27 protein-coding genes are annotated in these 26297 nt (G+C 35.1%); 4 read left to right on the top strand and 23 right to left on the bottom strand.

Annotation, left to right across the window (positions count from 1 at the left end; translation table 11 throughout):
* The first annotated feature begins 304 nt into the window (after positions 1–304).
* Positions 305–820 carry a hypothetical protein gene (locus RAH41_RS01975; protein ID WP_331220238.1) on the top strand — a complete coding sequence of 172 codons (516 nt, stop codon included), beginning with the start codon at positions 305–307 and terminating at the stop codon, positions 818–820.
* Between the two features lie 84 nt (positions 821–904).
* Here the strand turns inward: RAH41_RS01975 and RAH41_RS01970 are convergent, their stop codons facing one another.
* The 3 genes from RAH41_RS01970 to RAH41_RS01960 form a co-directional block, all read right to left on the bottom strand.
* The gene (locus tag RAH41_RS01970) at positions 905–1054 is read right to left on the bottom strand and encodes a hypothetical protein (protein ID WP_331220236.1); all 150 of its coding nucleotides are present in this window, start codon (positions 1052–1054) and stop codon (positions 905–907) included.
* A 403-nt stretch (positions 1055–1457) separates the two neighbouring features.
* Positions 1458–2168, bottom strand: coding sequence for a hypothetical protein (locus RAH41_RS01965; RefSeq protein ID WP_331220234.1), 711 nt, complete (start codon positions 2166–2168; stop codon positions 1458–1460).
* A gap of 192 nt (positions 2169–2360) precedes the next feature.
* Positions 2361–2831 (bottom strand): hypothetical protein, encoded by a 471-nt coding sequence (locus RAH41_RS01960; protein WP_331220232.1) that lies wholly within the window; start codon positions 2829–2831, stop codon positions 2361–2363.
* Positions 2832–3016: 185 nt separating this feature from the next.
* Between RAH41_RS01960 and RAH41_RS01955 the strand changes: the two genes are divergently transcribed.
* Positions 3017–3448, top strand: a complete 432-nt coding sequence (locus RAH41_RS01955; protein WP_331220231.1) for a DUF2621 family protein — start codon at positions 3017–3019, stop codon at positions 3446–3448.
* A 29-nt stretch (positions 3449–3477) separates the two neighbouring features.
* On the opposite strand, the gene RAH41_RS01950 is transcribed toward RAH41_RS01955, so the two are convergent.
* Both RAH41_RS01950 and RAH41_RS01945 read right to left on the bottom strand, forming a co-directional pair.
* Positions 3478–3957 (bottom strand): cytochrome c biogenesis protein CcdC, encoded by a 480-nt coding sequence (locus RAH41_RS01950; protein WP_331220426.1) that lies wholly within the window; start codon positions 3955–3957, stop codon positions 3478–3480.
* 207 nt (positions 3958–4164) lie between these two features.
* Positions 4165–4872, bottom strand: coding sequence for a cytochrome c biogenesis CcdA family protein (locus RAH41_RS01945; RefSeq protein WP_331220229.1), 708 nt, complete (start codon positions 4870–4872; stop codon positions 4165–4167).
* A 598-nt stretch (positions 4873–5470) separates the two neighbouring features.
* Between RAH41_RS01945 and RAH41_RS01940 the strand changes: the two genes are divergently transcribed.
* On the top strand, positions 5471–6211 hold the full coding sequence (locus RAH41_RS01940; protein ID WP_331220228.1) for an AzlC family ABC transporter permease: 741 nt from the start codon (positions 5471–5473) through the stop codon (positions 6209–6211).
* The gene (locus tag RAH41_RS01935; RefSeq protein WP_331220227.1) at positions 6208–6513 is read left to right on the top strand and encodes an AzlD domain-containing protein; all 306 of its coding nucleotides are present in this window, start codon (positions 6208–6210) and stop codon (positions 6511–6513) included. Before RAH41_RS01940 ends, RAH41_RS01935 begins: the two co-directional genes overlap by 4 nt.
* Before the next feature lie 572 nt (positions 6514–7085).
* On the opposite strand, the gene RAH41_RS01930 is transcribed toward RAH41_RS01935, so the two are convergent.
* The 18 genes from RAH41_RS01930 to RAH41_RS01845 all read right to left on the bottom strand — a co-directional run bounded on the left by RAH41_RS01930 (position 7086) and on the right by RAH41_RS01845 (position 26286).
* On the bottom strand, positions 7086–8870 hold the full coding sequence (locus RAH41_RS01930) for an ABC transporter ATP-binding protein (protein WP_331220226.1): 1785 nt from the start codon (positions 8868–8870) through the stop codon (positions 7086–7088).
* A 1-nt stretch (position 8871) separates the two neighbouring features.
* Positions 8872–10623, bottom strand: a complete 1752-nt coding sequence (locus RAH41_RS01925; RefSeq protein WP_331220225.1) for an ABC transporter transmembrane domain-containing protein — start codon at positions 10621–10623, stop codon at positions 8872–8874.
* Between the two features lie 969 nt (positions 10624–11592).
* Positions 11593–11805 carry a YneF family protein gene (locus tag RAH41_RS01920; protein WP_056476721.1) on the bottom strand — a complete coding sequence of 71 codons (213 nt, stop codon included), beginning with the start codon at positions 11803–11805 and terminating at the stop codon, positions 11593–11595.
* 85 nt (positions 11806–11890) lie between these two features.
* On the bottom strand, positions 11891–12328 hold the full coding sequence (sirA, locus tag RAH41_RS01915; RefSeq protein WP_331220220.1) for a sporulation inhibitor of replication protein SirA: 438 nt from the start codon (positions 12326–12328) through the stop codon (positions 11891–11893).
* A 194-nt stretch (positions 12329–12522) separates the two neighbouring features.
* Positions 12523–14526, bottom strand: coding sequence for a transketolase (gene tkt, locus RAH41_RS01910; protein ID WP_331220217.1), 2004 nt, complete (start codon positions 14524–14526; stop codon positions 12523–12525).
* A 188-nt stretch (positions 14527–14714) separates the two neighbouring features.
* A complete protein-coding gene (locus RAH41_RS01905) occupies positions 14715–14954 on the bottom strand; it encodes a DUF896 domain-containing protein (RefSeq protein ID WP_331220215.1) in 240 nt (79 codons plus the stop codon).
* 241 nt (positions 14955–15195) lie between these two features.
* On the bottom strand, positions 15196–15318 hold the full coding sequence (locus RAH41_RS01900) for a hypothetical protein (RefSeq protein ID WP_331220213.1): 123 nt from the start codon (positions 15316–15318) through the stop codon (positions 15196–15198).
* Positions 15319–15740: 422 nt separating this feature from the next.
* On the bottom strand, positions 15741–16541 hold the full coding sequence (locus tag RAH41_RS01895) for a sodium:proton antiporter (protein WP_331220212.1): 801 nt from the start codon (positions 16539–16541) through the stop codon (positions 15741–15743).
* Positions 16542–16753: 212 nt separating this feature from the next.
* Positions 16754–17452: a hypothetical protein gene (locus RAH41_RS01890; protein ID WP_331220425.1), complete on the bottom strand. Its 699-nt coding sequence runs from the start codon at positions 17450–17452 to the stop codon at positions 16754–16756.
* A gap of 168 nt (positions 17453–17620) precedes the next feature.
* Positions 17621–18604 carry an adenosylcobinamide-phosphate synthase CbiB gene (gene cbiB, locus RAH41_RS01885; RefSeq protein WP_331220211.1) on the bottom strand — a complete coding sequence of 328 codons (984 nt, stop codon included), beginning with the start codon at positions 18602–18604 and terminating at the stop codon, positions 17621–17623.
* 180 nt (positions 18605–18784) lie between these two features.
* The gene (cobU, locus tag RAH41_RS01880; protein ID WP_331220210.1) at positions 18785–19321 is read right to left on the bottom strand and encodes a bifunctional adenosylcobinamide kinase/adenosylcobinamide-phosphate guanylyltransferase; all 537 of its coding nucleotides are present in this window, start codon (positions 19319–19321) and stop codon (positions 18785–18787) included.
* On the bottom strand, positions 19312–20421 hold the full coding sequence (gene cobD / locus RAH41_RS01875) for a threonine-phosphate decarboxylase CobD (protein WP_331220209.1): 1110 nt from the start codon (positions 20419–20421) through the stop codon (positions 19312–19314). Before cobD ends, cobU begins: the two co-directional genes overlap by 10 nt.
* A complete protein-coding gene (cobO, locus tag RAH41_RS01870) occupies positions 20421–20978 on the bottom strand; it encodes a cob(I)yrinic acid a,c-diamide adenosyltransferase (RefSeq protein ID WP_331220207.1) in 558 nt (185 codons plus the stop codon). The genes cobD and cobO overlap by 1 nt, the downstream gene beginning before the upstream one ends.
* 15 nt (positions 20979–20993) lie before the next feature.
* A complete protein-coding gene (locus tag RAH41_RS01865) occupies positions 20994–21563 on the bottom strand; it encodes a nitroreductase (protein WP_331220206.1) in 570 nt (189 codons plus the stop codon).
* Between the two features lies 1 nt (position 21564).
* Positions 21565–22350 (bottom strand): uroporphyrinogen-III C-methyltransferase, encoded by a 786-nt coding sequence (cobA, locus tag RAH41_RS01860; RefSeq protein ID WP_331220205.1) that lies wholly within the window; start codon positions 22348–22350, stop codon positions 21565–21567.
* 19 nt (positions 22351–22369) lie between these two features.
* Positions 22370–23410: a nicotinate-nucleotide--dimethylbenzimidazole phosphoribosyltransferase gene (cobT, locus tag RAH41_RS01855; protein ID WP_331220203.1), complete on the bottom strand. Its 1041-nt coding sequence runs from the start codon at positions 23408–23410 to the stop codon at positions 22370–22372.
* Entirely contained in the window at positions 23403–24923 is a 1521-nt protein-coding gene (locus RAH41_RS01850; protein ID WP_331220202.1) for a cobyric acid synthase, read from the bottom strand. The genes cobT and RAH41_RS01850 overlap by 8 nt, the downstream gene beginning before the upstream one ends.
* Positions 24916–26286 carry a cobyrinate a,c-diamide synthase gene (locus RAH41_RS01845; protein WP_331220200.1) on the bottom strand — a complete coding sequence of 457 codons (1371 nt, stop codon included), beginning with the start codon at positions 26284–26286 and terminating at the stop codon, positions 24916–24918. Before RAH41_RS01845 ends, RAH41_RS01850 begins: the two co-directional genes overlap by 8 nt.
* Positions 26287–26297: the final 11 nt, after the last annotated feature.

Below are 26297 nucleotides of genomic sequence, written 5' to 3'. Positions count from 1 at the left end.
TCCCCCTACAATTATGTACTGTACAATATTGTAACATAAACCAAAGGAACCTAACTATTTATAACCCTCTTAATTGAAAATTATTCTTAGTATTTAGATCTTCCAAAACTTAAAATTCTTATTTGGTATTTTTTTCGTTTTTATACTCCTTTTTTCATACAAAAATAAATCCCTGTATTTAATGCATACACCAAAGCCTCTTTTCCGAGGCATTTTTTTCTAAAAATATGTTAAAAATTACTAGTCTCTTTGAAGCTAGTTCCCCTTTATAATGGAAGATGATTTGGAAAATTGGAGGAAAATTATGTTTAAAATCATGCTATCAAGCTTTCAGCCGAGTAAGTACAATGAAGTGCTTCATTCGAAAAAACGAAGCATTATCGGTTACTATTTACTGGCAAGTGTCGTGTTAAGTGCAGGGCTATTTGAGCTCTTGATGAATTTCGATATTGCATCGGATACGACATCATTATGGACGGTTTTAGAAAATGGATTTGGAGACAATGCTGAGCTATTTCTACTCATTGTCATCCCGTTCATTGTACTTATTATTCCGGTGATGATGCCGGTCTTGTTTTCACTTGTATATAAATATGCTGCACGAAAAAAGGACATTTATTTAACGTACCGCCAGTGGTACAAATTATTTTTCGTAGGAGCAATCTCATTTACGTTCGTTTCATTTATCGTAGAAATCATTGCTTTTTTGTTTGTGGACTTTTCATTAACATGGATTGATCGCGTTATGACCCTGCTGTTTCTTACCTTTATGTATAAAGCGGGAAAAGCAGCGACAACAAAAAAAGAAACTGTCCATTAAAGGGAACGTTTCTGTTGGAGTTTACTAAAAAGAACTTCAAAAAAAACATAGGGAGATTTTAGTCTTCCTATGTTTTTTTTCATACTATTTATCTGTTTGTTTTTGCTTATTTTTCAAATACTCTGCACGCATTTTTTCAAGTTGCTGCTTTTTATCAATTTTGGCAGGGGTCTGTTTTTCATGAAACTTTGACACAGCCATCTGACCTTTTGTATCTAATTGATATTTTCCCACTTTATTCACCTACTTTTCTGTCTTAAAAGAGAGTCTATTCAACAAATATAATATACAATATTTTACTAAAAGAAAACCTTATTATAATGCTTAACCTTGCATATATCACTAAAAACATTAAAAACTTAATAAAATAATCCATTATGAAATGGTTTTCATTTCATTTTTGTATTTACATATATCTCCATTTTCATCCAGATGAAACTATAATTATCCTTATACTTTTCACTCTTTCAAAGCCACTTTAATTAAAATATAAGGGTATATTTATTCGTTATTCCCTCATTTAGATTTCCACTGTTACTATTTATTTAATGCCTGATAATTTTTTCCTTTACATGCTTCATCCAAATAGGATTTATTTTTAGCAGTGCACATCTTTAAATTAAATAAAATTGAAAAATTAAGACTGTTTAACAAAGACTTTTGAGATTTCTAATTTTTCATTCATTGCTAAAGAATCGATTAAATAATTTAAACCTTCTTTTCCTGAACTTCCTATGTCAAAATATGTTATATATTTATTATTGAATTTCTTAATGTACTTCATATATTTCATATCATTGCCACCTGATTTTTCTGTTTCAAGATTCCAATTTACAAATGCACTCTTTAAGGAATCAACTACTATTTGTTTATCCTCTTCAAGTTGTGTGTTTAAACTTACTTCAAGTAATAGATCAGATTCAATAAAACCAGAATATTCTACTTCAAATGGAAAAGTAATTGAATCAACAACGATGGTCTTTTTCTTGGATTGTTTTTTAATCGCGTTAACCGGAAAATCTTCGCACCAAAAAAATTTAATATCAATGTCTTCCACATTATCATAAGGGAAAATATTAACTTTTTCAGGTGAGCTCCATTTAATTGTTACGTCAAAACCATATGATTTCCAGTCAACAGCACTAACTTTCATAAATCCTTGTCCATCGTTAGCAAGTTTTGAGCCATCTTCGTCTATTAATATGCCCCAAAGGCAATTAGTAATTGATTCACCTAAAAGTGTAGAACCACTTTCGGTTAATTGCGTGATCATTTTTGAAGTAAACGAAGGATGAAAATCATCTAAAAATGTAAAATCCAATTCTAACGTCTTTTTTTTTCTTCCCATTAGATTCATCCTTTGTAATTTATTAATAAAAAGTTTATTGTACAATTTTATCAAATCTAAATACCTTGGTATATTATTTTTCGCAGATTTCCTATTCAACCAACCTGGTATCAGATTTCACTCAGGAAAGACTTCATTTTTCTAAAAAGCAAAAAGCCAAGTCTACAAATAAATAAACTTGGCTTTCATTTATTAGTTATTTTTATTAACTAAAATAATCAATTCTTCATCAAATATAATGTCAGAATTTAAAATTAACACTTCTCTTATAAAAGCTTTTGGATTTTCAAGGGTTAAAATAATTGGTTGGACTGACTCGTTAATATGAATTAATAAAGTTATTATTTCTTTATTTTTTCCATAAACTTCGACTAATTGCTTTATTTCTGTAATATCCTTCACCTTTAGTTTAACTGTTAGAATGCCTTTATGAATAATAATTTCATCCTGGATTAATACGATATCGCTTCTTATTAGGCGGAAAGCTGTAATACTTAAAACAATTACGACTACAGCGATTTGTAGATAACTCTTTAAATCATTTCCGTTTCCTACAAGCATTGATATTAACTTGTACAGGATAATCAGGAATATTGAACTGGCAGCCATATAAAACAAAAGACTTAGAAAAGTAAAGTGAGAAGAGAATTTAGTTTGTTTCACATTCTTTGCCTCCTCTACGACTTTTTTCTTTATTTTTTCTACTATATGATTCAAATACTTAAAATGAAACTAGTACTTAAAAATAAATGGTCATTTTTTGACAAAAAATATATGTACTTGCTTGATACTTGTCATATTTTCTTACTATAATAGTGGTATGTTTACCTATTACAAGGAGGATACATATGTTTTCGTTCTTTTCTCAAATTATGATTGTCTTATGGACAATTTTCTTGTTAGGAATGATGTCAATCGGCGGATACTTTATGTTCAGAAAGTTTTTGAAAAGATTACCTAAAGAGGATGGGAAATCAATTTTAGATTGGCAGGAAGAATATTTACAAAAAACAAGACATTTATGGTCAACTGAACAGAAAGAATTACTTGAAGAATTAGTACAACCTGTTCCATCTTTATTTAGAGATATAGCTCGAGATAAAATAGCTGGAAAAATTGGTGAATTGGCGTTACTAAATAACGCTTCACAAATTACACAAGGCTTAATTATTGAAGGATATATTAAAGCAACCCCTAAGCGAGATCATGCATTTTTAGTTAAAACACTTAAGAAAAAAGAAATCGATTATGCTGATTATAAGCATTTACTAGCAAAATAAAACGTGTACCCGAAAAGGTACACGTTTTTTCATGTGATAATTGTATTTGAAGGAAGCTGTCTTCTCAATTTTTGATAAGATTTGTACATTGCTAAGCGCCAAGGAACAATCATTGAAAATGCTAATAAGAAGAACATCCCACTTAATTGGCCTACATCGATTGAAGTACTTAAATATAACTTCATCACAATTCGAACGACTAATAAACCAAGTAAGATAAAGACAAATGCTTTTGATCTTTTTAAATAAATTTCATTATCTACAATTTCAAATTTAGATGTTTTAATTAAAAATAACGAAAAAAATACTCCCATACAAACAGCTTCTAATACTTCAGAACCTGTCAATCTAAACTCTGGTACTAAGTACATTAAAGCTCCACTACTCATAAAAAATGGAGGTAAAATAATTTTTTTAAGGTTTGTCGGCTTTTTAGCAGCTTTTAGTCTTACGACAATTACACCTAAAGCCATACAAGTTGCAAAAACTGTGCTAAAAATTATACTCATATCTTTACTCATTTTTTCACTACCTTTTTTCTCAATCTTAAAGAATAACAATACTAATATGCATTGACTATTTTAAAAACTACAGTTTTTGTGAATACAAAGCATTCTTTTTATCATATAAACTGATTATATAATACTGCTTCTGCCACATCGATGCAAATCCAATAACTTCAAATCCTGCATTTTTTTACATTGGAAAAATAATGTTTAAAACCCAGTAAATCCACCAAAAAATCTAGTAAAATAAATTGTTATTTTAGTCAACCAATCAAAATATAACATGATTCCCATAATAATCATGATATATCCACCAAAAACGACGATTTTATGCGAATACTTTTTAATCCAACTTAGTGAGCCTAAATAAAATGACAATACAAAAAATGGAATAGAAAATCCAAGTGTATATGCTAACATATAAAATAGACTTGAACCTGGGTTACTTACTGCAAGTGCAAATACTGACGTTAAGATTGGTCCAGTGCAAGGCGTCCAACCTGCTGCAAATGCTAATCCAATTAAAGTAGAACCTAGAAATCCTGAAGGGCGTTTTGAGAATTGAAACCTTCGATCATTCATTAAAAACTTCGGTTGAAAAATTCCCGTTACGACTAATCCTAAAAATACAATTAAAATCGCACCAACTTGACGAATAAAATCTTGATAACGCATAAAAAAGGAACCAATAATAGAAGTGCTAAAACCTAAAACAATAAAAATGATTGTAAAACCTAGTAAAAAGAATAAAGTATGTAGTAAAGTTTTACTTTTATGTATTCTTTTTTCATTTTGTAAATCACTTAAAGATACCCCTGTAATATACGATAAAAACGCTGGATAAATCGGCAGACAACATGGAGAAATAAAGGAGAGAAATCCCGCTCCAAATGCAATGCCAATATTTAAATCCCCCATTAACTTACATCCCTTCTCATCTTTACATTCTAGATAATATTATAACAGAATTGTTTTTTATTTAGTATTAAAAGTAGTTAATAGACCACATCATATACATATTTTAAGAACCTCTAAGATTTCATTCATTACCATAAAATTGAAAAATAGTGATGAATATGGAATATTTTCAATAAGATAACGGCAAACTTCTTAATAAACTAATTTATTATTAAGGTGGAAACATGTTTAAAAAAATATGGCCAAGTATTTTATTATTATTAATCCTTATCATTTACTACTGGAAAATATTACCCATAATTTATAAATTTCATGAATAAAAACTCCTCTTTTAACTTCAAATGCTTTAATTTCATTCATGATCCCAACTATTAATCAAATTAAATTTTTAGTATTATAAAAATTTTCTCAATTTTATAGTATAATCATATGACAATCTTTGATGGCCAATTCTTTTCCAAACACACTAAACAAGTATGAATATGGAAATAGAATGTGTTAAAAAACATATTATATAACTGCCATCGCACCTATAGAACATTTTATTGTTCTAATCTTATTAATGGGTAATTTAATTGAAGGGAGTTAACAACTTAATATGTCTACTGTTTTGCAACAATCAAAAACTACACACACTAAAGCGAATCGTAGTAAGGAAATGAAGGAAGGATTTTTAGCATCTGTTCCTTTAATTATTGGTTATTTGCCTGTTGCTTTTACATTCGGATTAATTGCAAAGCAAGCTGACATTAATGTACTAAATACTCTTTCATTTAGTGCACTAGTCTATGCCGGTGCTAGTCAGTTTATGGGGTTATCCATGTATTTGGCGGGTGTGAGCTTTTTCCAAATCTATATCGCTACATTTATTTTAAATTTTAGAAACTTTGTTATGAGCCTATCATTCAATCATCAATTTAAAACTCTACCATTTTGGCATAGAGTCTACTTATCTATCACACTAACTGATGAAAATTTTGCTGTAACGACTTTAGGTAAAAAAAGCAGTTCAACAAGTTATTCGTCGATTTATTTAATTACATTACATACAATTGCTTATTGTACTTGGATAAGCGGTACTATTTTAGGAGTAGTTTTTTCTAATCTTATACCAAGAATAATTAGCGAAAGCATGGGAATATCTTTATATGCTATGTTTATCGGGTTATTAACCCCAGCCATTCGTACAAATTGGAGAGCATGTTTAATCGTAATTGTAAGTATGCTATTAAATTTCACGCTTTCATCTTTTTTAAGTCAAGGATGGTCATTAATATTGTCTTCCATTTTTGCGAGTTTACTTGCAATTGGATTAATGAAAGGAGATCACAAAGAATGATTGTCTTTTTACTTGTTTTTGGTATGTGCCTAGTGACAATGATTCCCCGAATAATTCCTGTATTTATTGTTGATCGGATTCAATTTCCAAATTGGGTATCCTCTTGGTTAAAAGGTGTTCCATATGCTGCATTAGGTGCATTAATTTTCCCAGGAATTTTAAGTGTTCAAAAAGGAAATATGAGTGTTGGACTCATTGGTGGATTAGTTGCAATTATCTTATCATTACTTAGATTACATATCATTTTCGTTGTTTTTGGTGCAATTGGCACGGTTTTAGTGATGAAGCTTTATTTTATTTAGTTAGTTTTCAATATTCAAGTAAATATAAAATAAGTCGCAAATAGATGCGACTTTTTCCCACGCTGTTATTTACTACCTTGTCAATTAATTATCAAATTTTCGTAAAAGGAGTGGAGTGATGTTGATCTCCATTACAGAATGCTCGCTTTCCATGGGGCGAGATTCTTTCTTTCGCCTCCTCGGCAAGCCTGCGGGGTCTTTAGCCTTCCCGCATATCCTATAGGAGTCGAGCAACATCCGTTCCAATCAACTTAACTATTAATTCGTGAAATGTATGAAGGTGGAAAAATATTGTAAATCAATTAAGATCGAACATATATTAAACTTTTGTAAATTAACTAGTTTTATTAACAACTAAACTACTTATTAATTTTTTATTTACTAGGATAATTTAACTCTTTAAACTGTAAACCACTGATTCGATTAATTTACCTCCACTTTATGAATCTATTAAATTTTTACTAATATCCTTCTGAATAGATATGGTTTTATAAAAAAAGTAGCTAGAAAATCAAGTTTTTAGTACTTTGTCTACACACTGAAAGTAGCTAGAAAATCTAGCTACTTTTTCATTACTCAGCCAATAATAAAGACCCTTTATTTTGTAATAGATACATATTATAGTACAATCCTTGTTTTGCCAGAAGCTGTTGATGGTTCCCTACCTCTACGATTTTCCCTTTGTGCAATACATATATGCAATCAACATCTTGAATTGTTGATAAACGATGAGCAATAATCACAGTAGTTCTACCTTTTCTCATCTCTGTTAAAGCTTCTTGAATTGCTTCTTCTGTTTCACTATCAATATTTGCAGTTGCTTCATCTAGAATAAGAATAGTAGGTTTTGCTGCGATCGTTCTTGCAAACGTGATTAATTGGCGCTGTCCACTTGATAAAGTTGAACCTCGTTCAACAACCGCCTCATCATACCCATTTGGTAATTTTTCAATAAAATCATTTGCTCTAACTAATTCGGATGCTTCTTTAATTTCCCTGTCTGTTATTTTGTTATTATACATTGAGATATTTCCTTTTATATCTCCAACAAATAAGTATGGATCTTGTAAAACCAATCCGATATTAGATCGTAATTCACTTTCTTCAAATGTTGAAAGGTTTTGATCATCAATCTGAATCTCTCCGTCTTTCACATCATAAAAACGTAATAGTAGATTCATGATTGTTGACTTACCACTTCCTGTATGACCAACAAAAGCAACTGATTGACCAGGTTTAACTGAGAATGAAATATCATGAATGACATTGTGTACTCCGTCATATGCAAATGATACATTTTTAAAGTCAATACTTCCTTCTTTTATTTTTGGTAAGTTAGTTCCAATTTTAGTAGGAGCTTTTTGTTCTTCATCCATTAAGTCAAATACTCTGGATGATGATACGACAGCTTGCTGTAATAAAGACAATTTCATCATCATTTGCGTAATCGGTTCAAAAAATCTTTCTAAGTAACTTACAAATGCATAAACGGTACCAATCTCAACTGGATTACTAAAAGAAGTAATGCCAAAGAAGCTAAGAACAAACATTATTCCAATTGTATAAATTAAATCTGTTGCCGGTCTTAAAAACAGAGAATCTAATCGTATTGTTTTTACACCTGCCTTATAGTGAGACTTATTTACATCTTCAAATTCATTTTGTAATCTTTTTTGTTGGTTAAATGCTTGAATGATTGACATACCTTGTAAGTGTTCGTTTAATTTAGCATTTAAATTACTTAACTGTCCTCTAGTTTCCATAAAAAATGGAAAACTCTTTTTGCGATACGTTAGTATAATAAAATAAACAATTACAACTAACCCTACACAAATCGTTGCTAATTTAGCGTCTAATGAGTACATCGCAATAATGATTCCCACTAAAAAGACAATTTGCTGGATAAACGTTGCCAGTACACTTACGTAAAAATCTTTTATAGCTTCTGTATCATTCGTAATTCTTGATACAATACTTCCAATCGGCGTTTTATCAAAAAACGAAAAAGCTAATGAATGTACATGCTCATATACTTTCATTCTTATATCTTGAACAACTTTAAAAGCAATTTGTTGAAACATTAAAAGCTGTAAATATGATAAAACAATTTTTCCGATTGTTATTGCAACATATATAGAAAATAACATTACGATTGTATCTTTTGGAAAATACCTTTTCATTAAATGATCATCTAGAAATCTTTTAACTAAAATTGGACCATACATTTCACATGCTGTTGCAAGGAATAAGAAGATAAATGCAAAAGTTAGTAAAACTTTATATTTTTTTAGAAATGAAAGAAGACGTATTAAATCTTTTTTCTGCCTTTTAGCATCGATTTCAATCTCTTGATTCATTTTATCTCCCTCCTTGCTCTACTAGTTCTTCTAGTTGTTGTCTTTGAAACATTTCTTTGTACCAACCATCAATTTGAACTAAATCTTCATGTATACCTCTTTGTATAATTCTTCCTTCGTCTAAAACGATGATTAAATCACTATGCATGACAGCACTCATACGATGAGAAGTAATAAATGTTGTTTTCCCACTTCTCTCATCCTTTAAAGAATGTAATATTTTTTCCTCTGTTTTTGCATCCACCGCGGATAAACAGTCGTCTAATATTAAAATATTAGGGTTTTTAATTAAAGATCTAGCGATTGAAATTCTTTGTTTCTGGCCTCCAGATAATGATACTCCTCTTTCACCTACTATCGTGTCGTAGCCTAATGGGAATTCTAAAATATCCGCATGAATATTAGCAATCTCGGCTGCTTTCTGTACTGTTTCGATTGAAGAATCTATTTGGCTAAACGCTATATTTTCCTTAACTGATGATGAAAATAAGAAATGTTCTTGAGGTACATAACCGATATGTGATCTAAGTGATAATAAGGTTGTATCTTTAATATCTAAATCGCCAACTGAAATACTCCCGTTAAAAACTTCATATTCTCTCATTAAAAGTTTTAAAAGAGTTGTTTTTCCTTGACCAGTTTTACCAACAATTCCAATTGTTTGACCTTCTTGAACATTAAAATAGATGTCCTTTAATTCAAAATGTGATTCTTCATTAAACTTAAATGAATCAATTGAATAAGTAATTTCACCCATTGGAAGTTTTTCTAATGCATTTTTTTTATTTTTAATTTCAGGTTCAACACTTAATAAAGAACGGATTCGATCATAAGAAGCACGGCCTCGTTCGACAATATTGAATAACCATCCAATTGCAAGCATTGGCCAAATTAATATGCCTAAATAAGTAACAAATGTAATTAATTGTCCAACAGTAATATCATCTGCTATAACTAATCTAGATCCATAAACAACTGCAATAATATAGCAAATCGAAACAACTAACATGATTGTTGGATCAAAAAGTGCATCAATTCTAGCAACTCTCATATTGTATTTCACTACTAAATCTGCTTGATTTTTAAAAGCAGTTACATCTTCTTTTGTTTGCCCTAAACTTCTGATAACCTTTAAACCACTCATACTTTCTTGCACTTTATTATTTAATTCTGAAAATGATTCTTGCGCTAAATGAAAACGTTGATGTAATAATTTACCATAGTATTGAGTCAAAATGGCCATAATTGGTAATGGTAATAAACTAATAAGCGTTAACTTCCAACTTATTGAAACTGCCATCATTATTAGTACCGATCCACCTAAAATAATCGAATCAACAAAAGTTAAAATCCCAGCCCCAGCTGTTTCACGTACTGCTTGAACATCATTAGTTGCATGAGCCATTAAATCTCCAATTCTATTTTTTTGATAAAATGATGGAGACATTTTTGAAAAATGATGATATAAATCATCTCTAAGTTGTCTCGCTAGCTTTAAAGAAGAACCAAATATTAATCTCCTCCACCAATATCGAAATGCATAAAGAAGTAACCCATTAATAAAAATTAAACCTACCCAAAAAAATAAGTTTTTACTATTAAGTGAGTTTTTTACCATTTCATCAATTACATAACCAATAACCTTCGGAGGTAGTAGCTCTAAAATTGCAACGATTACTAAAAGAGATATTCCCCATACATAGCTTCTTTTTTCTTGTTTAAAAAACCAAAACAAATCTTTAAAAACAGACATTCCTTCACCCCCGCAATGCTATTAAATTTAATTTTAAAATATTTAGAAAAATCAAAACACAGTGTACATTATAACATAAAAATTAAATGTTTTTTAATAATCTGCTTTTTTAAGGTAGATGTTTAATTTTACGATAAAAAACCTACACGAGAACCTGAATAGCTGTTAATTCTCATAAAGAAGTAAGTGTGATCTTTTTGTAGGTATTTCTTCAAAACTATCAATTGTAGTTACTTAATTTGACCTATTTTAAAGAAAAGTATAAGATTTTTATTCAATTAGATAAGAGTAAGAGTATTTTGCTAGCTTTTCATATAGAAGTATCCGTTAAGTGACCAATTTACAGGTCAATTTACCCATACCTGTAGGGGTAAATATTAATTTTAATTGCGATTTATTTTGATTTAATTGCACCCCAGTTATTTTTATTTGCGGTTTTCTAATTTTATTTGTGATTTTCAGGTTTTTATTTGCATTCAACTGAGAATACTGTCTTTTTTGCTTTCCGATAGAAAGACTATATTCACATTTAGGGTCACTTTTGAGTCACCTTTTTTCAACTCAATAAATTACAAATTTATTTAATACCAAAAAACCACTTTCAATTGGTTCGTTTCCCAATAGAAAGTGGTTTAGTTTACTACTCCCCTTATCAGTTCATAACCGGCACAGGTAACCGACTTCATTTAGTTCATTAAATAGTTAAAAATCTCTAAAGACATAATCAAGAAAATTTTTTCACGGTAGTCGGTGTTGTTAAATTTTAATTTTCCCTCTTAAAACATAAAAACCACTCTCCTATTGGTTAATTCCAACAGAATAAGTGGTTTAAATTAGTATAATGATTCATGATTTAAATAATTACAAATTCTTGATAAAGGATTCACGTTAAAGAGCTGTTTCCTGAAAGAATATGTTCAATATTTATTTCGAAACAAGCTATAAAGCCTTATATTATAAAAGGATTTATTATTTTGTTTGGTTGTTCATAGCCTTCATCATTTGGTTAATTTTCTTTTGTGAAGGTTTTTGTCCCATTTGAGCCATCATTACTTTTAACATTTGTTCATTAATTGGTGGATTTTTCTTTAGGTAGTTCATTGTATATTGACGAGCTATGAAAAATCCAATCGCTACACCTGCAATTAATGCTAAGATGCCGACTAGAAAGTATACCCACATTTTATTGCTTCCTCCTTAAAATCATCTAGAAACAATTTTACTAAAACTAACCAGTTTATACAAGAGCAAACTGCAATTTAATCGTTTAAATATACTTTTGATAGGCGATAGGTCTTAGCCAGCCAAATCGCTGATCCTTCACATCAATTGCAATGAATGTTGAACGAAATTTTCTTAATAGCTCAAAGAATATTGTTTCTGCCTCTAATGATCCTTCTGCATATAAAATTAGTTCGTGAGGATAAAGTTTTAGCTGAGCTTTTGCACCATCAATAAGTTCGAGAAGATACTCTCCAGTCTCTTCATAAAAGTAAATCTGTTGAGAATCAAATTTGCGAATAAATGTATGTAGCTCGAATAATGGTATTGGTTCTGTTATATATTCTAATTGTTTTTCGATAATTTTCCTTAGTTCAATCGATGAGTAATAATACTCATATACTAGTTGATATATTTTATGCTCTTTCCCATAAAATTCTATAGACAGTGGTTCTCGAATTAAAAAAATTTTATATTCCCTCATATCTTGTCCACTCCCAACAACTATCTGTAAGGAAGATTATATAAAATTCCATTCAAAATATTTGTCATTTTTAAGGAGTGAAAATCAACTAGTTTTGTCGAAAATTCTTTAATAAAGCATTATATTTGAAAAAAGGTTTAGGAAATAGGAAAAGAATTTAAAATTCCTTCCCTACTTTTCCCATCTTTACTTTATTACTGTAATACTTTTTTTGCTGCTGAAACGACATGATCAACAGTAAATCCGAATTTCTCCATTAATAAGTTACCTGGAGCAGATGCGCCAAATGTATCGATTGAGATGACTTCTCCATCGAATCCTACATATTTATGCCAGCCGAATGAAGAACCCATTTCTACTGCTACTCGTTTCGTAACTTCTTTTGGTAATACTGATTGTTTATATTCATCAGATTGCTTTTCAAACAAGTCCATCGAAGGCATCGAAACAACAGATGCAGAAATTCCTTCTACAGCTAATTTTTCTTGTGCTCCAACTGCTAATTGTACTTCACTACCTGCAGCAATTATTACTACATCGATTTTATCTTGTTTCGCAGGAGAAATAACATAAGCACCTTTTGAAACTTTGTTATAAATATCAGTAGTAGTCCCTTCTAAAGTTGGTAAATCTTGACGTGACAATACTAACATTGTAGGTGCGTCTTTAGCTTCTACTGCGACTTTCCATGCTGCTGAGCTTTCATTTCCATCTGCTGGACGAATTACATTCAGATTAGGCATTGATCTAAATGCTGCTAGTTGCTCAACTGGTTCATGAGTAGGTCCATCTTCACCAACTGCGATACTATCATGTGTAAATACATAAGTAACTGGTAAATTCATTAAAGCAGCTAAGCGAATTGCTGGTTTTAAGTAATCAGAGAAAACAAAGAATGTCGCGCCAAACGCATGAACTCCACCATGTAGTGCCATACCATTTAAGGCTGCACCCATTGCAAACTCACGTACACCGAACCAAATATTTCGTCCATCGTAGCTTTCTCTTGTAAAGTCACCTTTACCATTCATATATGTTTTGTTAGAGCCAGCTAAGTCAGCAGATCCACCAAAGAAACTAGGTAATACGTTTGCAATAGCATTAATTGCTTCACCTGAAGATGAACGAGTCGCAATTTTTTTACCTACTTCATATTTAGGTAATGCTGTTTCTAAATCTACAGTAATCTTACCTTCAATTGCATTCTTCAATTGAGCTGCTAATTCAGGATATTTTTCTTCGTATTTTGCAAATGTAGCATCCCATTCTGCTTCTTTCTTTGCACCAGCTTCAACGATCACTTTATTAAAATGTGCATACACTTCTTCTGGTACGTGGAATGCATTTTCATAACCCCAAGCATACGCTTGTTTCGTTAAAATCGTTTCTTCTTTTCCTAATGGCTCACCGTGCGATTTTGATTTACCAGATTTATTCGGAGAACCGTAACCGATTGTTGTTTTTACTTCGATTAGAGTTGGTTTTGATAATTCTTCTTGAGCTTTTTGGATCGCTGCAGTAATCTCATCTAAGTTATTACCATCTTCTACTCGGATCACTTGCCATCCATAAGCTTTAAAACGGTCTTCTACACTTTCAGAGAATGAACGATTTAATTCTCCGTCTAATGAAATATCATTTGAATCATAAAGAACTACTAAGCGCCCTAATTGTAAATGTCCTGCTAATGAAGCTGCCTCTGCAGAAACACCTTCCATTAAATCTCCATCACCACAAATTGAGTATGTAAAGTGGTCAACTACATTTAAATCTTCTTTATTATATGTACCTGCTAAATGACGCTCTGCTAAAGCCATCCCAACAGCCATCGCAATACCTTGTCCTAATGGACCTGTTGTAGCTTCAACACCATGTGTATGTCCAAATTCAGGATGTCCCGGAGTGTTGCTTCCCCATTGACGGAAGTTTTTAATATCTTCAATTGACACTTCGTAGCCTGATAAATGTAACATGCTGTATAGTAACATTGAACCATGGCCTGCTGATAACACAAATCGGTCTCTGTTAAACCATTTTGAATTTTTTGGGTTATGATTCATAAATTTTGCAAATAATGCGTATGCCATCGGTGCAGCACCCATTGGCATTCCTGGATGACCAGAATTAGATTTCTCGATTGCATCAATTGATAATGTGCGAATCGTATTAATTGCTAATTGTTCAATATTATTAGACATAAATTTCGCTCCTTTAGCTTATTCATAGATATTATCATATAATTTACCATGATTTATTACAATAACTAACACTTAGTTTTGACATTTTTAACAAATTCTTTCCAAGAAATAGAAAAAAGCAGAATATTCTTCTGCTCTTTTCTATTATTTTTAACGAAATATGAAATTTTTATATTGTTAAAACTTTTTTAATGTAAGTTTTTTTTACGCATTGCTTTTTCATATTTTAATTTTGCAGGTGTAATATCATTCCCTTTTTCATCGACAATTTTAAGTGAAGTTAATTCATCCATCATACGAGAACGGAAATCTGCTAAATATTCTTTTCTTAATTGATCTTGTTCAATTTTCTCGTCAGGACTTAACCCTACTTCTTTTGCCTTTTTTGATAACTCATTTATTCTATCTAAAGTTTTTTTAGTAACCATTAGTAACCTCTCCTCTATTTTTATCATATCTATTCATTGTTAGTTCCATTACTTTGATAATCAGACGATTAAGTATGTTCTTTCATTGCGAGAAAGTCCTAGGTGTTAAGAGCACCGCGCTTTTAGCTATGAAAAGAAGACAGCGATCGTTAGTCAGAGTCTGATATTCTATTCAATGTATCTCATCTTACAATAAATTGCCTTAGCTTTCAATATTGGAGATTTCCTTTATCTGTTCAATTTACCTACTATTGATAGTTGCCTTTAAAACGTTATATTGGGATCCATATAAGGTAGCTGCAATTTCTACATATGGTAGACTGTATTGACGTAATCTGACAATTTCTAAAATCGGTAATGCCAACTGATTTCTACCACCTGCGTTTTCACTACCTTCTAAGTTTCATTAGGGTTTATATCCGTTGTTAATTAACAAAAACCTTAACCTATTATTAGGAACAATCTTATTTCAATTTCTCATTTAATTGATTAAAGTCACTATTTAAAAATATATTTACTAGTTAATAAATAAAATAAGACCACTTTATTTTTATAGACTAACTTAAATATTCTAAGTAAACATTGTAAGGAAGAAGGTACCTTTTATTTAAGGGGACAAAGCCTTGTAAGGATAGAACACCACAGACCGAGAGTTCAAGGACATTAGGGATAAAATTAGCTCGCAAAATAGCGCTCAAATTCGTTAAAACAATACCATACGATCCGTTCGTTTTGTCGGCCTTACAAAAGAGCTCTGACACTATAAAATTGCCAGAGCTTATCTAATTAATTCGTAGTATTTAATTCGTTTTTCTGCTTATTGGAATAAACGGTTATAAAGATAAATGATGCGACTAAGAAAATGAAAAGAATGACTCCCACGATTTCGAAATCTAGTTCTGCCCAAGGGTTAAAAAATGTAAATGCTAGATAGAAGGAAACTCCATATGCCAAGACGACAATCACCCAACCCATTAGTCTTGACGCAGCTTGACCGATTTTGCTAGATTGGTTCACCATTTTATAGATTATCATCGAATCAATTGTATCTGTAATCATCATCCCAAACATAAAAACTAGTCCTAAAAATATAGGGGTATACTTACTTACATTTCCTGCCGCCAAAGACCAGACAGCGGTTTGACTTACTGTCTCGGCAGCTAAGGCAAACAAAGCCCCTACTAAAATAATAAGAAAAGGATTTGTAGTCCCCTTCGCAATTTTTGGAATAAACTTTCCTTTTAGTCCGCTAAGTTGAAACTCTTCTTGATTGTTTCTAGTCCGTAAAAGATTATATGTATTTAACGTTCCAATAAGAAATAAAGAAGAAATTGACACCCATGTTGCAATATTATCAAAATAAGCTGGGAATGAAAAATTATCAATTACCATTCCTAAAATACCTGCTGTTAATGCTACCATTCCTCCGTGTCCCAACGAAAATAATGTCCCAACCCAACGAGCAAACGAACTGCCCATTCTCCAATTATACCGTGTTTGTCCATCAATAAAGGCAAGATGGTCAGCATCTAACCCATGCCTAAGCCCTAATACAAAAACAAGTAAAAACAATGATACAGTTTCCATTAAAAAATTCCTCCCAATTTTAAACAGTTGCAACATAAAAAAATCAATCCGAACTGACAGATTGAGGTTTTTAGAGTACATGCAAATAGTCGATAAACAAGGGTGTCTGAAATAACCACCCAAAGTTTAAAGGTGATCTTTAATACAAGCCTCTTGACTATACACGTTCCCCCACTTTGAAATTAAAGTGTGTGAATTATTCAATTTATTATCTATTCCTTACTTTCATAATGAAATAAATTTATAGATACACCCTTGTATGCGAGTGACATTTCCTTCATTAAGAGTGAAACTACAAATTCACGGTTTGGAAGATTTCCATCTAGTATAATACCCGCAACTGTTCCACTGTGGGCGACAACGATTCCGCCATGATAGCGATCGGCCAACTGTTCTAATAGAGGAAAAACAGGTTTTGGCAATATTTTTTGATTCACCCGGGCACTGATGGTTGCTGCCTCTCCAATATACGTTATATTTTTTTCCTTAAACCCTTTTCTAGCCAGATCAAAAGCTTTAATAAATTGCTGTTGATCGTCCTGACTGTACACTTTCGGAACTTCATTAAATTCTATTGTGTTGATCATACCCCCAAAATCGAAACCAACGAGAATGAATGGGGGTATGGACCCAAAGCTAGTAATCAGTTGACCGTGAATATATTCATAGACCACGACTCCCTCATACATTACTCCATCAGTAGGTTCCACCTTTGTGGCAATCATCGAGATCATTTCATTTGTAAGAGTAATACGATAGCTGTCAGCAATCGCTCTTAATGATGCAACAATATCCGCCGAGCTACTCGCCATCCCCTTGCCGCAAGGGATATTGGAATTTATTTCGAGATACCCGCCCCCTTTTATTCCAAAAAGTTGGAGTAGGTTTTCCCCCGCTTTCTTCGCTTTCATTTTGGAATTTACGACCTTTATGTGGGAAATGTCTGAGTCTGGAACAAATCTAGCCTCACTTCGTAAACTCCTGATGGGCAATGTGATTAAAAATGGACGCTCTTCCATAACACCTTGGACCAATTCTCCAAATGTGCCATTGCAGCTTCCTCTTCCTAGTTTCATTGTTCAGGCTCCTATCCCGTACTTCATGCATAGCTCCACTATTATCGAAAGTAACATAAATAACACGACACAAATAATGGAGGTTGTTTTCATAACTCTTACTGTAAGTAAAATATCATCTGCTTCAATCTTCCGTAATGGGTCCCCCATCTTTGCCCGTTTTGAGACTTTACCGAAATAATAATTCGTTCCTCCAAGTTGTATCTGAAGCGCTCCTGCGATTGTCGCCTCTGGGTAACCGCTATTTGGACTCGGATGAAGTTTAGCATCGCGTTTCATCATTTTCCAAGCACCTAGTACATCGAGACGATTAATCGAACAAGCAAGCAGCATCATTCCAAATGTCAACCGGGCAGGCAAATAGTTTAATAGATCATCTAGTCGGGCCGAGGCCCAGCCTAGGTTTCTATATTTTTCATTCTTATATCCTACCATCGAATCTAACGTATTTACCGCTCGGTACAACATTGCAAGTGGGGCACCCCCAATAAGGGCAAAGAATAACGGTGATATAATGGCATCGACAATGTTTTCGGCTACCGTTTCCACTGCTCCCCTCGAAATTTCACTTTCCCCTAGTTTTTCTGTATCTCGTCCGACTATCATTCCCAGACTTTTTCTTGCAGCCCTTATATCCTGATTTTTCAAGTGTTGGAATACTTCCAACCCTGCATCAGCCAATCCTTTTGTCGCAATCGTCGTAGAAATTAACCAAATTTCTGTAATGACGGCAAAAATATGATTAAACTGATTGAGGCCGTAAAGTAGCAAAACTACGATTATATAGCTACCGCCACCAATCAAAATAGGAAATAAGAGTCCTGCCAGTTTACAATACTTTTCATTTCTAGTGAAAAAACGAATCGCTTTTTCCAAACGACTAATCGACTTTCCAATGATGACCACCGGATGTAGTAGCTTTTTGGGGTCACCAATGATTCGATCAATAAGATAAGCAATAATAATATAAATGGCATGAACAAACATCGAATTTTAAAGCCCTCCTGATTCCTTACTACTTCACATGTGGCCACATAACAAAGCAGCCAATTAACAATCCCATCAATGAAAATAAACAGGGCTTATTTTCCAATCGATTGTTGAAACCTCTATCTTCGAAAAAGAAAATGCTAGTGAGTAACATCAGGGTTGCTAGGGAAGCATTCATTATTTCAGCCTTAATGGCAGACCGGAAAAGACGGTGTAAGCTTCATCTGCTTCGGCTGCCAATAATTGATTGATTTTCCCTAGAACATCCTGGAAAAAACGCCCCAACGGCGATAAGGCGACACCACCAAGACCTACCTCATTTGAAACGACAATGACATGCTGATGATTTTCTTTTATCACCTTAATCCAAAGTTCCACTTCCTCTATTAAACTACTTTTCTTGTTTTCTTCCTTCAGTTCCTGATCTGTTAACCACATGCATTGATTGGACAGCCACGAAGAAATACAATCAACTAAAATAACATCGTAGTCTTGATAGACCGATTGAACGGAAGTAAGTTCGTTCGGCTCTTCTAATACGCCCCATTCAGCTGGGCGACGCTTCTTATGGCTATCTATTCTTTTTTCCATTTCTTGATCGGTTTGAACTCCGAAGGCAACATAAAGGACTCGGTCTTCATGACTGAATGCCAAGCGTTCCGCAAATTCACTCTTTCCGGAGCGAATTCCTCCAGTGACATAGGTTAGGGGCATGATAAATTCACCTCTATGCTTACTTCAATTAAGGCTCGAATCAAGCATTGATTTTCTTCTTCCGTTCGAATCGCAATCCGGAAATCTTGATCCGTTAGCCCCGGATACATGTTACAGGAACGTATTAAGATTCCTTTATGACCCATGCGCCACTGTAATTCAGTTGCCGTGATGTCAGATGTTATTCTAACTAACAGAAAATTCGCTTGACCTGGAAAAACCTTCCACCCAAGCTTCTCTTCAATGGCTAGTTTGACATAGCTTCTTTGCTCCTGAATTAGGCTAATCGTTGCTTCTTCGTATACCTTTTCGTTTAGTACCGCTTCTCCTGCCAATAGGGCCATTTGGTTGACACTCCAGGTTACTTGTTTCGCCTGTAGCTTTAATATCAGGGTTGGATCGGCCACCAAATACCCAAGCCTAAGACCAGGGATCGCATAAAACTTTGTCATCGAGCGAACTAGGATTACCTGTTTCCAACGTTGTAAATCTGAAAGAAGCGTGATTCGTGTTTCAATTGGAAGAAAGTCAATAAAAGCCTCGTCTATTATCAAATATGTATTTTTCCTCTTTGCCTGTTCTGCCATCTCGACAAGTTCATCCCTCGAATATATGACACCAGTAGGATTGTTGGGATGTCCAACAAATACAAGATCGGTTTCTGCTATTAATTGAAGGAAATCCGATTGATCAGGCTTATAATTATTTTCTTCCCTGCCGACCAATGACTTGATGGTAGCACCATATGCTCTAGCAAGCTGTTCGTATTCTGAAAAGCAAGGATATACGACTCCCACTGTTTCATGCTGCAAGCCTAAAATCGCAAGGCCGATACACTCTGCTGCTCCATTTCCTATCAAAATCTGTGTTGGTGAAACGGAGTGTTTTTCCGCCAATTTTTGTTTGAGAACACGATGGGCGGGATCGGGATAATGGACGATCGATTCCAGTTGCTCCTTTATCAACTTAATTACACTAATAGGTGGACCGAGTGGATTGATATTGGCACTAAAATCTAGTAGCTGCAATAAATTTTTACCAAACAATTGTTTGGCTGTCAGTAAATCCCCACCATGTCCAAATTTTTCAAGATAGACCATTAAAACTCAATTCCCTTCACGGCAGGAATTCCTTCATTATAATAATGCTTTATAGGTTTCATTTCGGTAACTAAATCCGCACAAGTGATGATTTCCTCTTTGGCTGATCGTCCGGTAATCACCAAATGCATCCCCTTTGGGCGCTGCTGGATCAATTCAATTACTTCTGTTAAAGGAAGGACATCGTCAATCATGAATTTATCAATCGCAAGAGCATTATTTAGTTCATCTAAAATGACAACATCATACCCTCCAAATTGGACCTTTTCTTTCGTAAATGACCACGCGGTTTTTAGAGCTTCTCTGTGTTCGTCTGGTGTTTTCGTCCACGTAAAGCCGATTCCTGTCTGCACGATTTCAATCCCTATTTTTTCAAACGTAATTTTTTCCCCGTACGTTCGTTCAGGCGATTTAATAAATTGAATCATGAGCACACGTTTTCCCCGGCCAGCGGCACGAACTGCAAGCCCAAGTGCTGCCGTCGTTTTTCCTTTTCCATCACCTGTGTATACTAATGTCAGACCGCGCTTAGCTTTGTTTTCAATTAGCTCTTCCATCCGCTTCACTCCTCATTACAGCCAGACTGTCTTTTCTTTAAAGGATGTCCGAGCCGGCACCTTCGCTTTTTTTAATACTTCTGGATCGGGATAACCGATAAACAAATTTCCGATGATTTTCTTATTATCGGGTGAGCCAATAAACTCGTACATTCGTTGGTCACGAACAAGTCCCACTCCCCTTGTCCTCCAGACCAGACCTAATCCCAATTCTTTGGCAGTAAGCCACATCGAATGGATCGCACAGCATACGGCATATTCATTATCGGCAGATGCCTCTTTGTCGTCTGGAACGATGTCAGCGGTAACGACAATATGGACCGGTGTTGTTTTTAGTACCTTTAAGGAGCTTTCGATTAAATTTGGTTTGGTTGGAAAGCGTTCGAGTAGATATTCATAGGCCAACGCTTCATATCGTTTTTTTGCTTCGCCTTTAATCACATAAAAGCTCCATGGTTCACGCATGCGGTCATTCGGTGCCCATGTCGCTGCGTCTAATAAAGTGTGAATCTTTTGGTCCTCGACCTCTCGAGCCGCATAATCACGGATCGCTCTTCGGTTTTTGATTTCCGCTAAAATTGACATCTTAGACCCTCCCTATTCCAACTAATTGTTTTTCTTCTGCTTCTTGAAACCAGCTTATTTTCTCGCGAAGACCGACCACATCACCCACAAGAACAATCGCTGGATGAGTAATCCCGGCTTCTTGGACCCGGACTTCGATATCCTTTAAACTTCCAGTCACAGTTTTCTGCTTGGAGGTGGTCCCCCATTGGATAATGGCTGCTTTCGTATCGGGACTTTTTCCGTTCTCTATTAATTGCGAAACGATATAAGGTAAATTCCCAATTCCCATATAAAAGGCAATTGTATCGATTCCTTGAGCGAGAGCTGACCAATTTATTTGATCCTCATCCTTTTCCGCACGACCGTGGCCAGTGACAATCGCAAATGTGGAAGCATAATCGCGGTGGGTCACCGGAATTCCGGCATAAGCAGGCGCTGCAATACCAGCTGTAATACCCGGTACTATTTCATAGTGAATCCCATGTTCTGCAAGAATTTCCGCTTCTTCACCGACACGGCCGAAAACGCAAGGATCGCCTCCTTTTAATCTTGTAACAGTCTTACCTTGACTAGCTTTTTCAACTAACAGCTCGTGAATTTGATCTTGAATGAGCTGATGTTTTCCTGGCTGTTTTCCACAAAATATTAACTCTGCCTCAGTCTTTGCATACTTCAACAGTTCCTCATTTACTAAGCGGTCATATAAAATCACATCCGCCTTTTGGATACACTCCATCCCGTAAACCGTAATCAGCTTAGGGTCACCTGGTCCAGCACCAACTAGATACACTTTTCCATTTGTCATCTTCTCGCTCCATCCTAAATTACTCATTTGAAATTCCCGCCGATGCAAAGGTGGCCATTTCTTTCAGCATTAGTGTTGCTGAGTGTAAGATTGGAAAAGCCACTGTTGCCCCACTTCCTTCTCCTAACCGTAAATCTAAATCAAGTAGTGGCTTCTTGCCTAATAACTGTAGCGCAACTTCATGTCCAGGCTCGACAGAACGATGGCCGACAATCATATACTCAGCTGCTGTCTCACAGATTTCCCTTGCCAAAAGAGCTGCAATTGTGCAAATAAACCCATCTACCAATATCGGAATCCGGTTTTGTGCAGCGGAGAGCATTGCACCTGTCATTCCAGCTATTTCCAAACCGCCAATTTTTGCTAAGATATCGATGGGATCCTTCCTGTCAGGGTTTCTTTCCTTTAGCGCCCTCGTGATAACCTCTTGTTTATGACGAATTTTTTCTTGTGCAATCCCTGTACCTTGGCCGACTAGTAAATCGATTTTCTCCCCACTTAAAACCGCTGCAATCGCGCTGCTTGACGACGTATTACCGATTCCCATTTCACCAACAATTAGGCATTTGATTCCCTGCTGAATCATCTGTTCTGCCCGTTCATAGCCAACGGCGATGGCTTGTTCAGCCTCTGCTCTTGTTAAAGCATCCTGTTGGCAAAAATTGTTGGTTCCATAGCGAATTTTTCGATTCACAAACCCGTCGGCTTCAATATCTGCTGCCACACCAATATCGACGACTTCAAACATGGCTCCGATTTGCCGGCTAAAAACATTGATGGCGGCACCGCTGTTTAAAAAGTTTTTGACCATTTGCACGGTAACTTCTTGCGGGAAAGCGGACACCCCTTCTTCGACTACACCATGATCAGCGGCAAAAACTATTACACCGGGTGGTGACACGACCGGGAATGCTTCAGATGTTATTTCCGACAGATGAATGGCTAATTCCTCTAATCTCCCCAAACTACCCGCAGGTTTAGTTAACGTATTGATATACTGTCGAACTTGCCTTCCCATTTCTCTGTCAATAGGCTGAATTCCTGTTATTATACTATTCATTTGGGGTTTTCCTTTCTTGATAATCCTTCATTAATTGTTCAATAACATCCAGTTTAGTGTGTCTCCTTACATGTTCTGCCAGCCGGTCAAATGCTTCTTCCCTCAATTGGTTAAAAGATGGGCGCATATAGATGGGCTCTAATCCCTTTTTACAGCGGAGCTGATTGAGTAATTCCCCACGAAATTCATCATTATGGAATATCCCATGAAAATAAGTGCCAATAATGGTTTCGTCTGGGGAATGGCAACCATCCCATTTTTCATTTGTAAAAATAAGACTTTGGGACGCTCCTGTGGACACGGTTTCACCCATATGAATCTCGTAACCTGTCACATGAAAGTTTTTTCCGAATAGATGCAACTTCCCATTTGATAGAATTGTTGTCTTTTCTTTCGTAATGGTAGTTTCAATTGGCAGTAACTGAAGACCTTCGATTTCTTTATGGAGAGACTCAATCGCAAGCGGATCATCGATTCTATCACCGAGCATTTGATAGCCGCCGCAGATTCCAAAAAGAACAGTGTGTTTCCTTTTAAGTAAATCTGCTATTTTTTGAGCGATACCACTCTTTCGTAAAAAAATCAAATCTTCTATTGTATTCTTGCTACCTGGGAGTATGACTAAATCTGGTTGATGTAATTGATCCGCTCTCGTTATAAAACGGACATGACAATCTGGCTCAACAAAAAACGGGTCAACATCTGTGAAATTGGAGATTTTCGGATACTGAATCACCGCGATATCCAATTCTTTTTCAGTATTTTGAGTAGATGTATATTGATTTAAAATCACGGAATCCTCGGCATCAATATTTAGATTTTCTATATAAGGAATCACGCCTAGAACGGGTTTTCCTGTATACTCCTCAAACCACGTTAATCCAGATTCTAGCAGGCTGAGATCACCGCGGAATTTATTGATAATTACACCAATTACACGATCGCGGTCCTCTTGTTCCATCAGCTGAAGAGTTCCTACTAAACTAGCAAACACTCCGCCTTTTTCGATATCCCCAATTAAAATCACAGGGGCATCCGCCATTTTGGCGACCCTCATATTAACCATTTCTCGGTCATTTAGATTAATCTCAGCCGGACTACCAGCCCCTTCAATGACAATTCGTTCATAATTTTGGGAAAGGGTGGACAGTGATTGTTGAATAAGTTCCAATCCCGTTTGAAAGAATTCCTGGCGGTACCTTCCTGCTTCCATATTTTTAAATGGTTTACCATGGACGACAATTTGGGATTGGTTATCCCGGTTCGGCTTTAGTAGAATGGGGTTCATATCGGTGGTTGCCTGAATACGTGCTGCTTCGGCCTGAACTCCCTGTGCTCTGCCGATTTCTTTTCCATCCACTGTGATATAGGAATTTAACGCCATATTTTGTGATTTAAACGGGACCGTTTTATATCCGTCTTGGGCGAAAATCCGGCAAAAGGCGGTCACGACAACACTTTTGCCGACATCCGAATTGGTACCTTGAAACATAATTGGAAGAGCTTTAGTCATTTTGTTTAAACTCCTTACATTTCTTCACCCAATTTTCCACCATCTCAGGGCAAGAACCAAAATGAAAATGTGTATAACCTGCAATTAAATTACCTTTCCGATATCCCTCCTGCTTAAACCCGCGCATTCCTTTCGTTTGGTAGGCCGGTTCAAAAACCGTTCTCGAATGAAAGGTGGAATAGTGAAATTCATGACCTCTTGCACTCAGGTTTCCCGCTAACAAGAAATTTTCTTCTACTGCAGTGATTTCCCGGTATCCTAAAGCAGCTAGTTTTGTCTGCATTTTCACCTTTCCAGGAATGATTCCGACCATTTTGTAACTCGTTTCATCAGTTGTTTCCAACGATTCAGTTAAGTACATAAACCCGCCGCATTCCGCCAAGGTTGGTAATCCTTTTTCAATTGCAGTTCGAATCGAGTTTTTTACCTCTGTCTGTTTTGTCAACTCCTCGGCAAATTCTTCTGGGAAACCGCCACCGATATACAAGCCATCGACTTGTTCCGGCAGGCATTCACCTTTTAATGGAGAGAACTCGATTAGCTCGGCTCCAGAAGCTGCTAACATGTCGAGGTTTTCCTGATAGTAAAAATTAAAAGCGGCATCTCGTGCGATTGCAATTTTTACAATTGACTGCTCTGCTCTTTTAAACTGAGATTCTTTTATCTTTAAAAGGGGGGCTTGTGCCAAGTCATATATAGAATCTATATCAACGGTTTCAAGGACTAAATCACCTAGTTGATCAAAAAATGGATTCAATTCTCCCCGTTCAACAGATGGTATTAATCCTAAATGCCGTTCCGGAATCGAGAGTTCCTCGTTTCTTTTCAGATAGCCAAGGACGGGAATACCACATTCTTGCTCAATCGCGGTTTTAACGATTTGAAAGTGCCGTTCGCTACCTACCCTATTGGCGATCACCCCGACTATATTGGCTTCCTTAAGAAACGTTTGAAATCCCTTCACAATGGCCGCCGCACTACGGGCCATGCTGGCACAATTCACGACCAAAATGACCGGACTTTCGGTGACGAGACTAATTTCGGCAGTTGATCCTGTATTAGTTAGAGGATTTTTCCCATCAAAGAATCCCATTACTCCTTCGATGACGGAAATATCTGCCCCATTACTTGAACGGTTGACAATTTCTTTAACCATCTCGTGGTTGAGCATCCAGCTGTCAATGTTTCTTGACGTTCTCCCCGTGACGGCTGTATGATAGGTCGGGTCGATATAATCTGGACCGCATTTAAAGCCCTGGACAGTATAGCCCTTTTTCCTTAAAGCAGACATCAGCCCGATTGTCAGCGTTGTTTTTCCGACACCGCTGCCTGTCCCTGCAATCACAAGTCTACGAGTAGACATTTTATTTCCCT

The sequence above is a fragment of the Gottfriedia acidiceleris genome (assembly GCF_036421055.1).
GTDB lineage: Bacteria > Bacillota > Bacilli > Bacillales > Bacillaceae_G > Gottfriedia > Gottfriedia acidiceleris_C.
The sequence above is the reverse complement of the archived record's forward strand: the minus strand, read 5'-3'. Positions and strand labels throughout refer to the sequence as shown.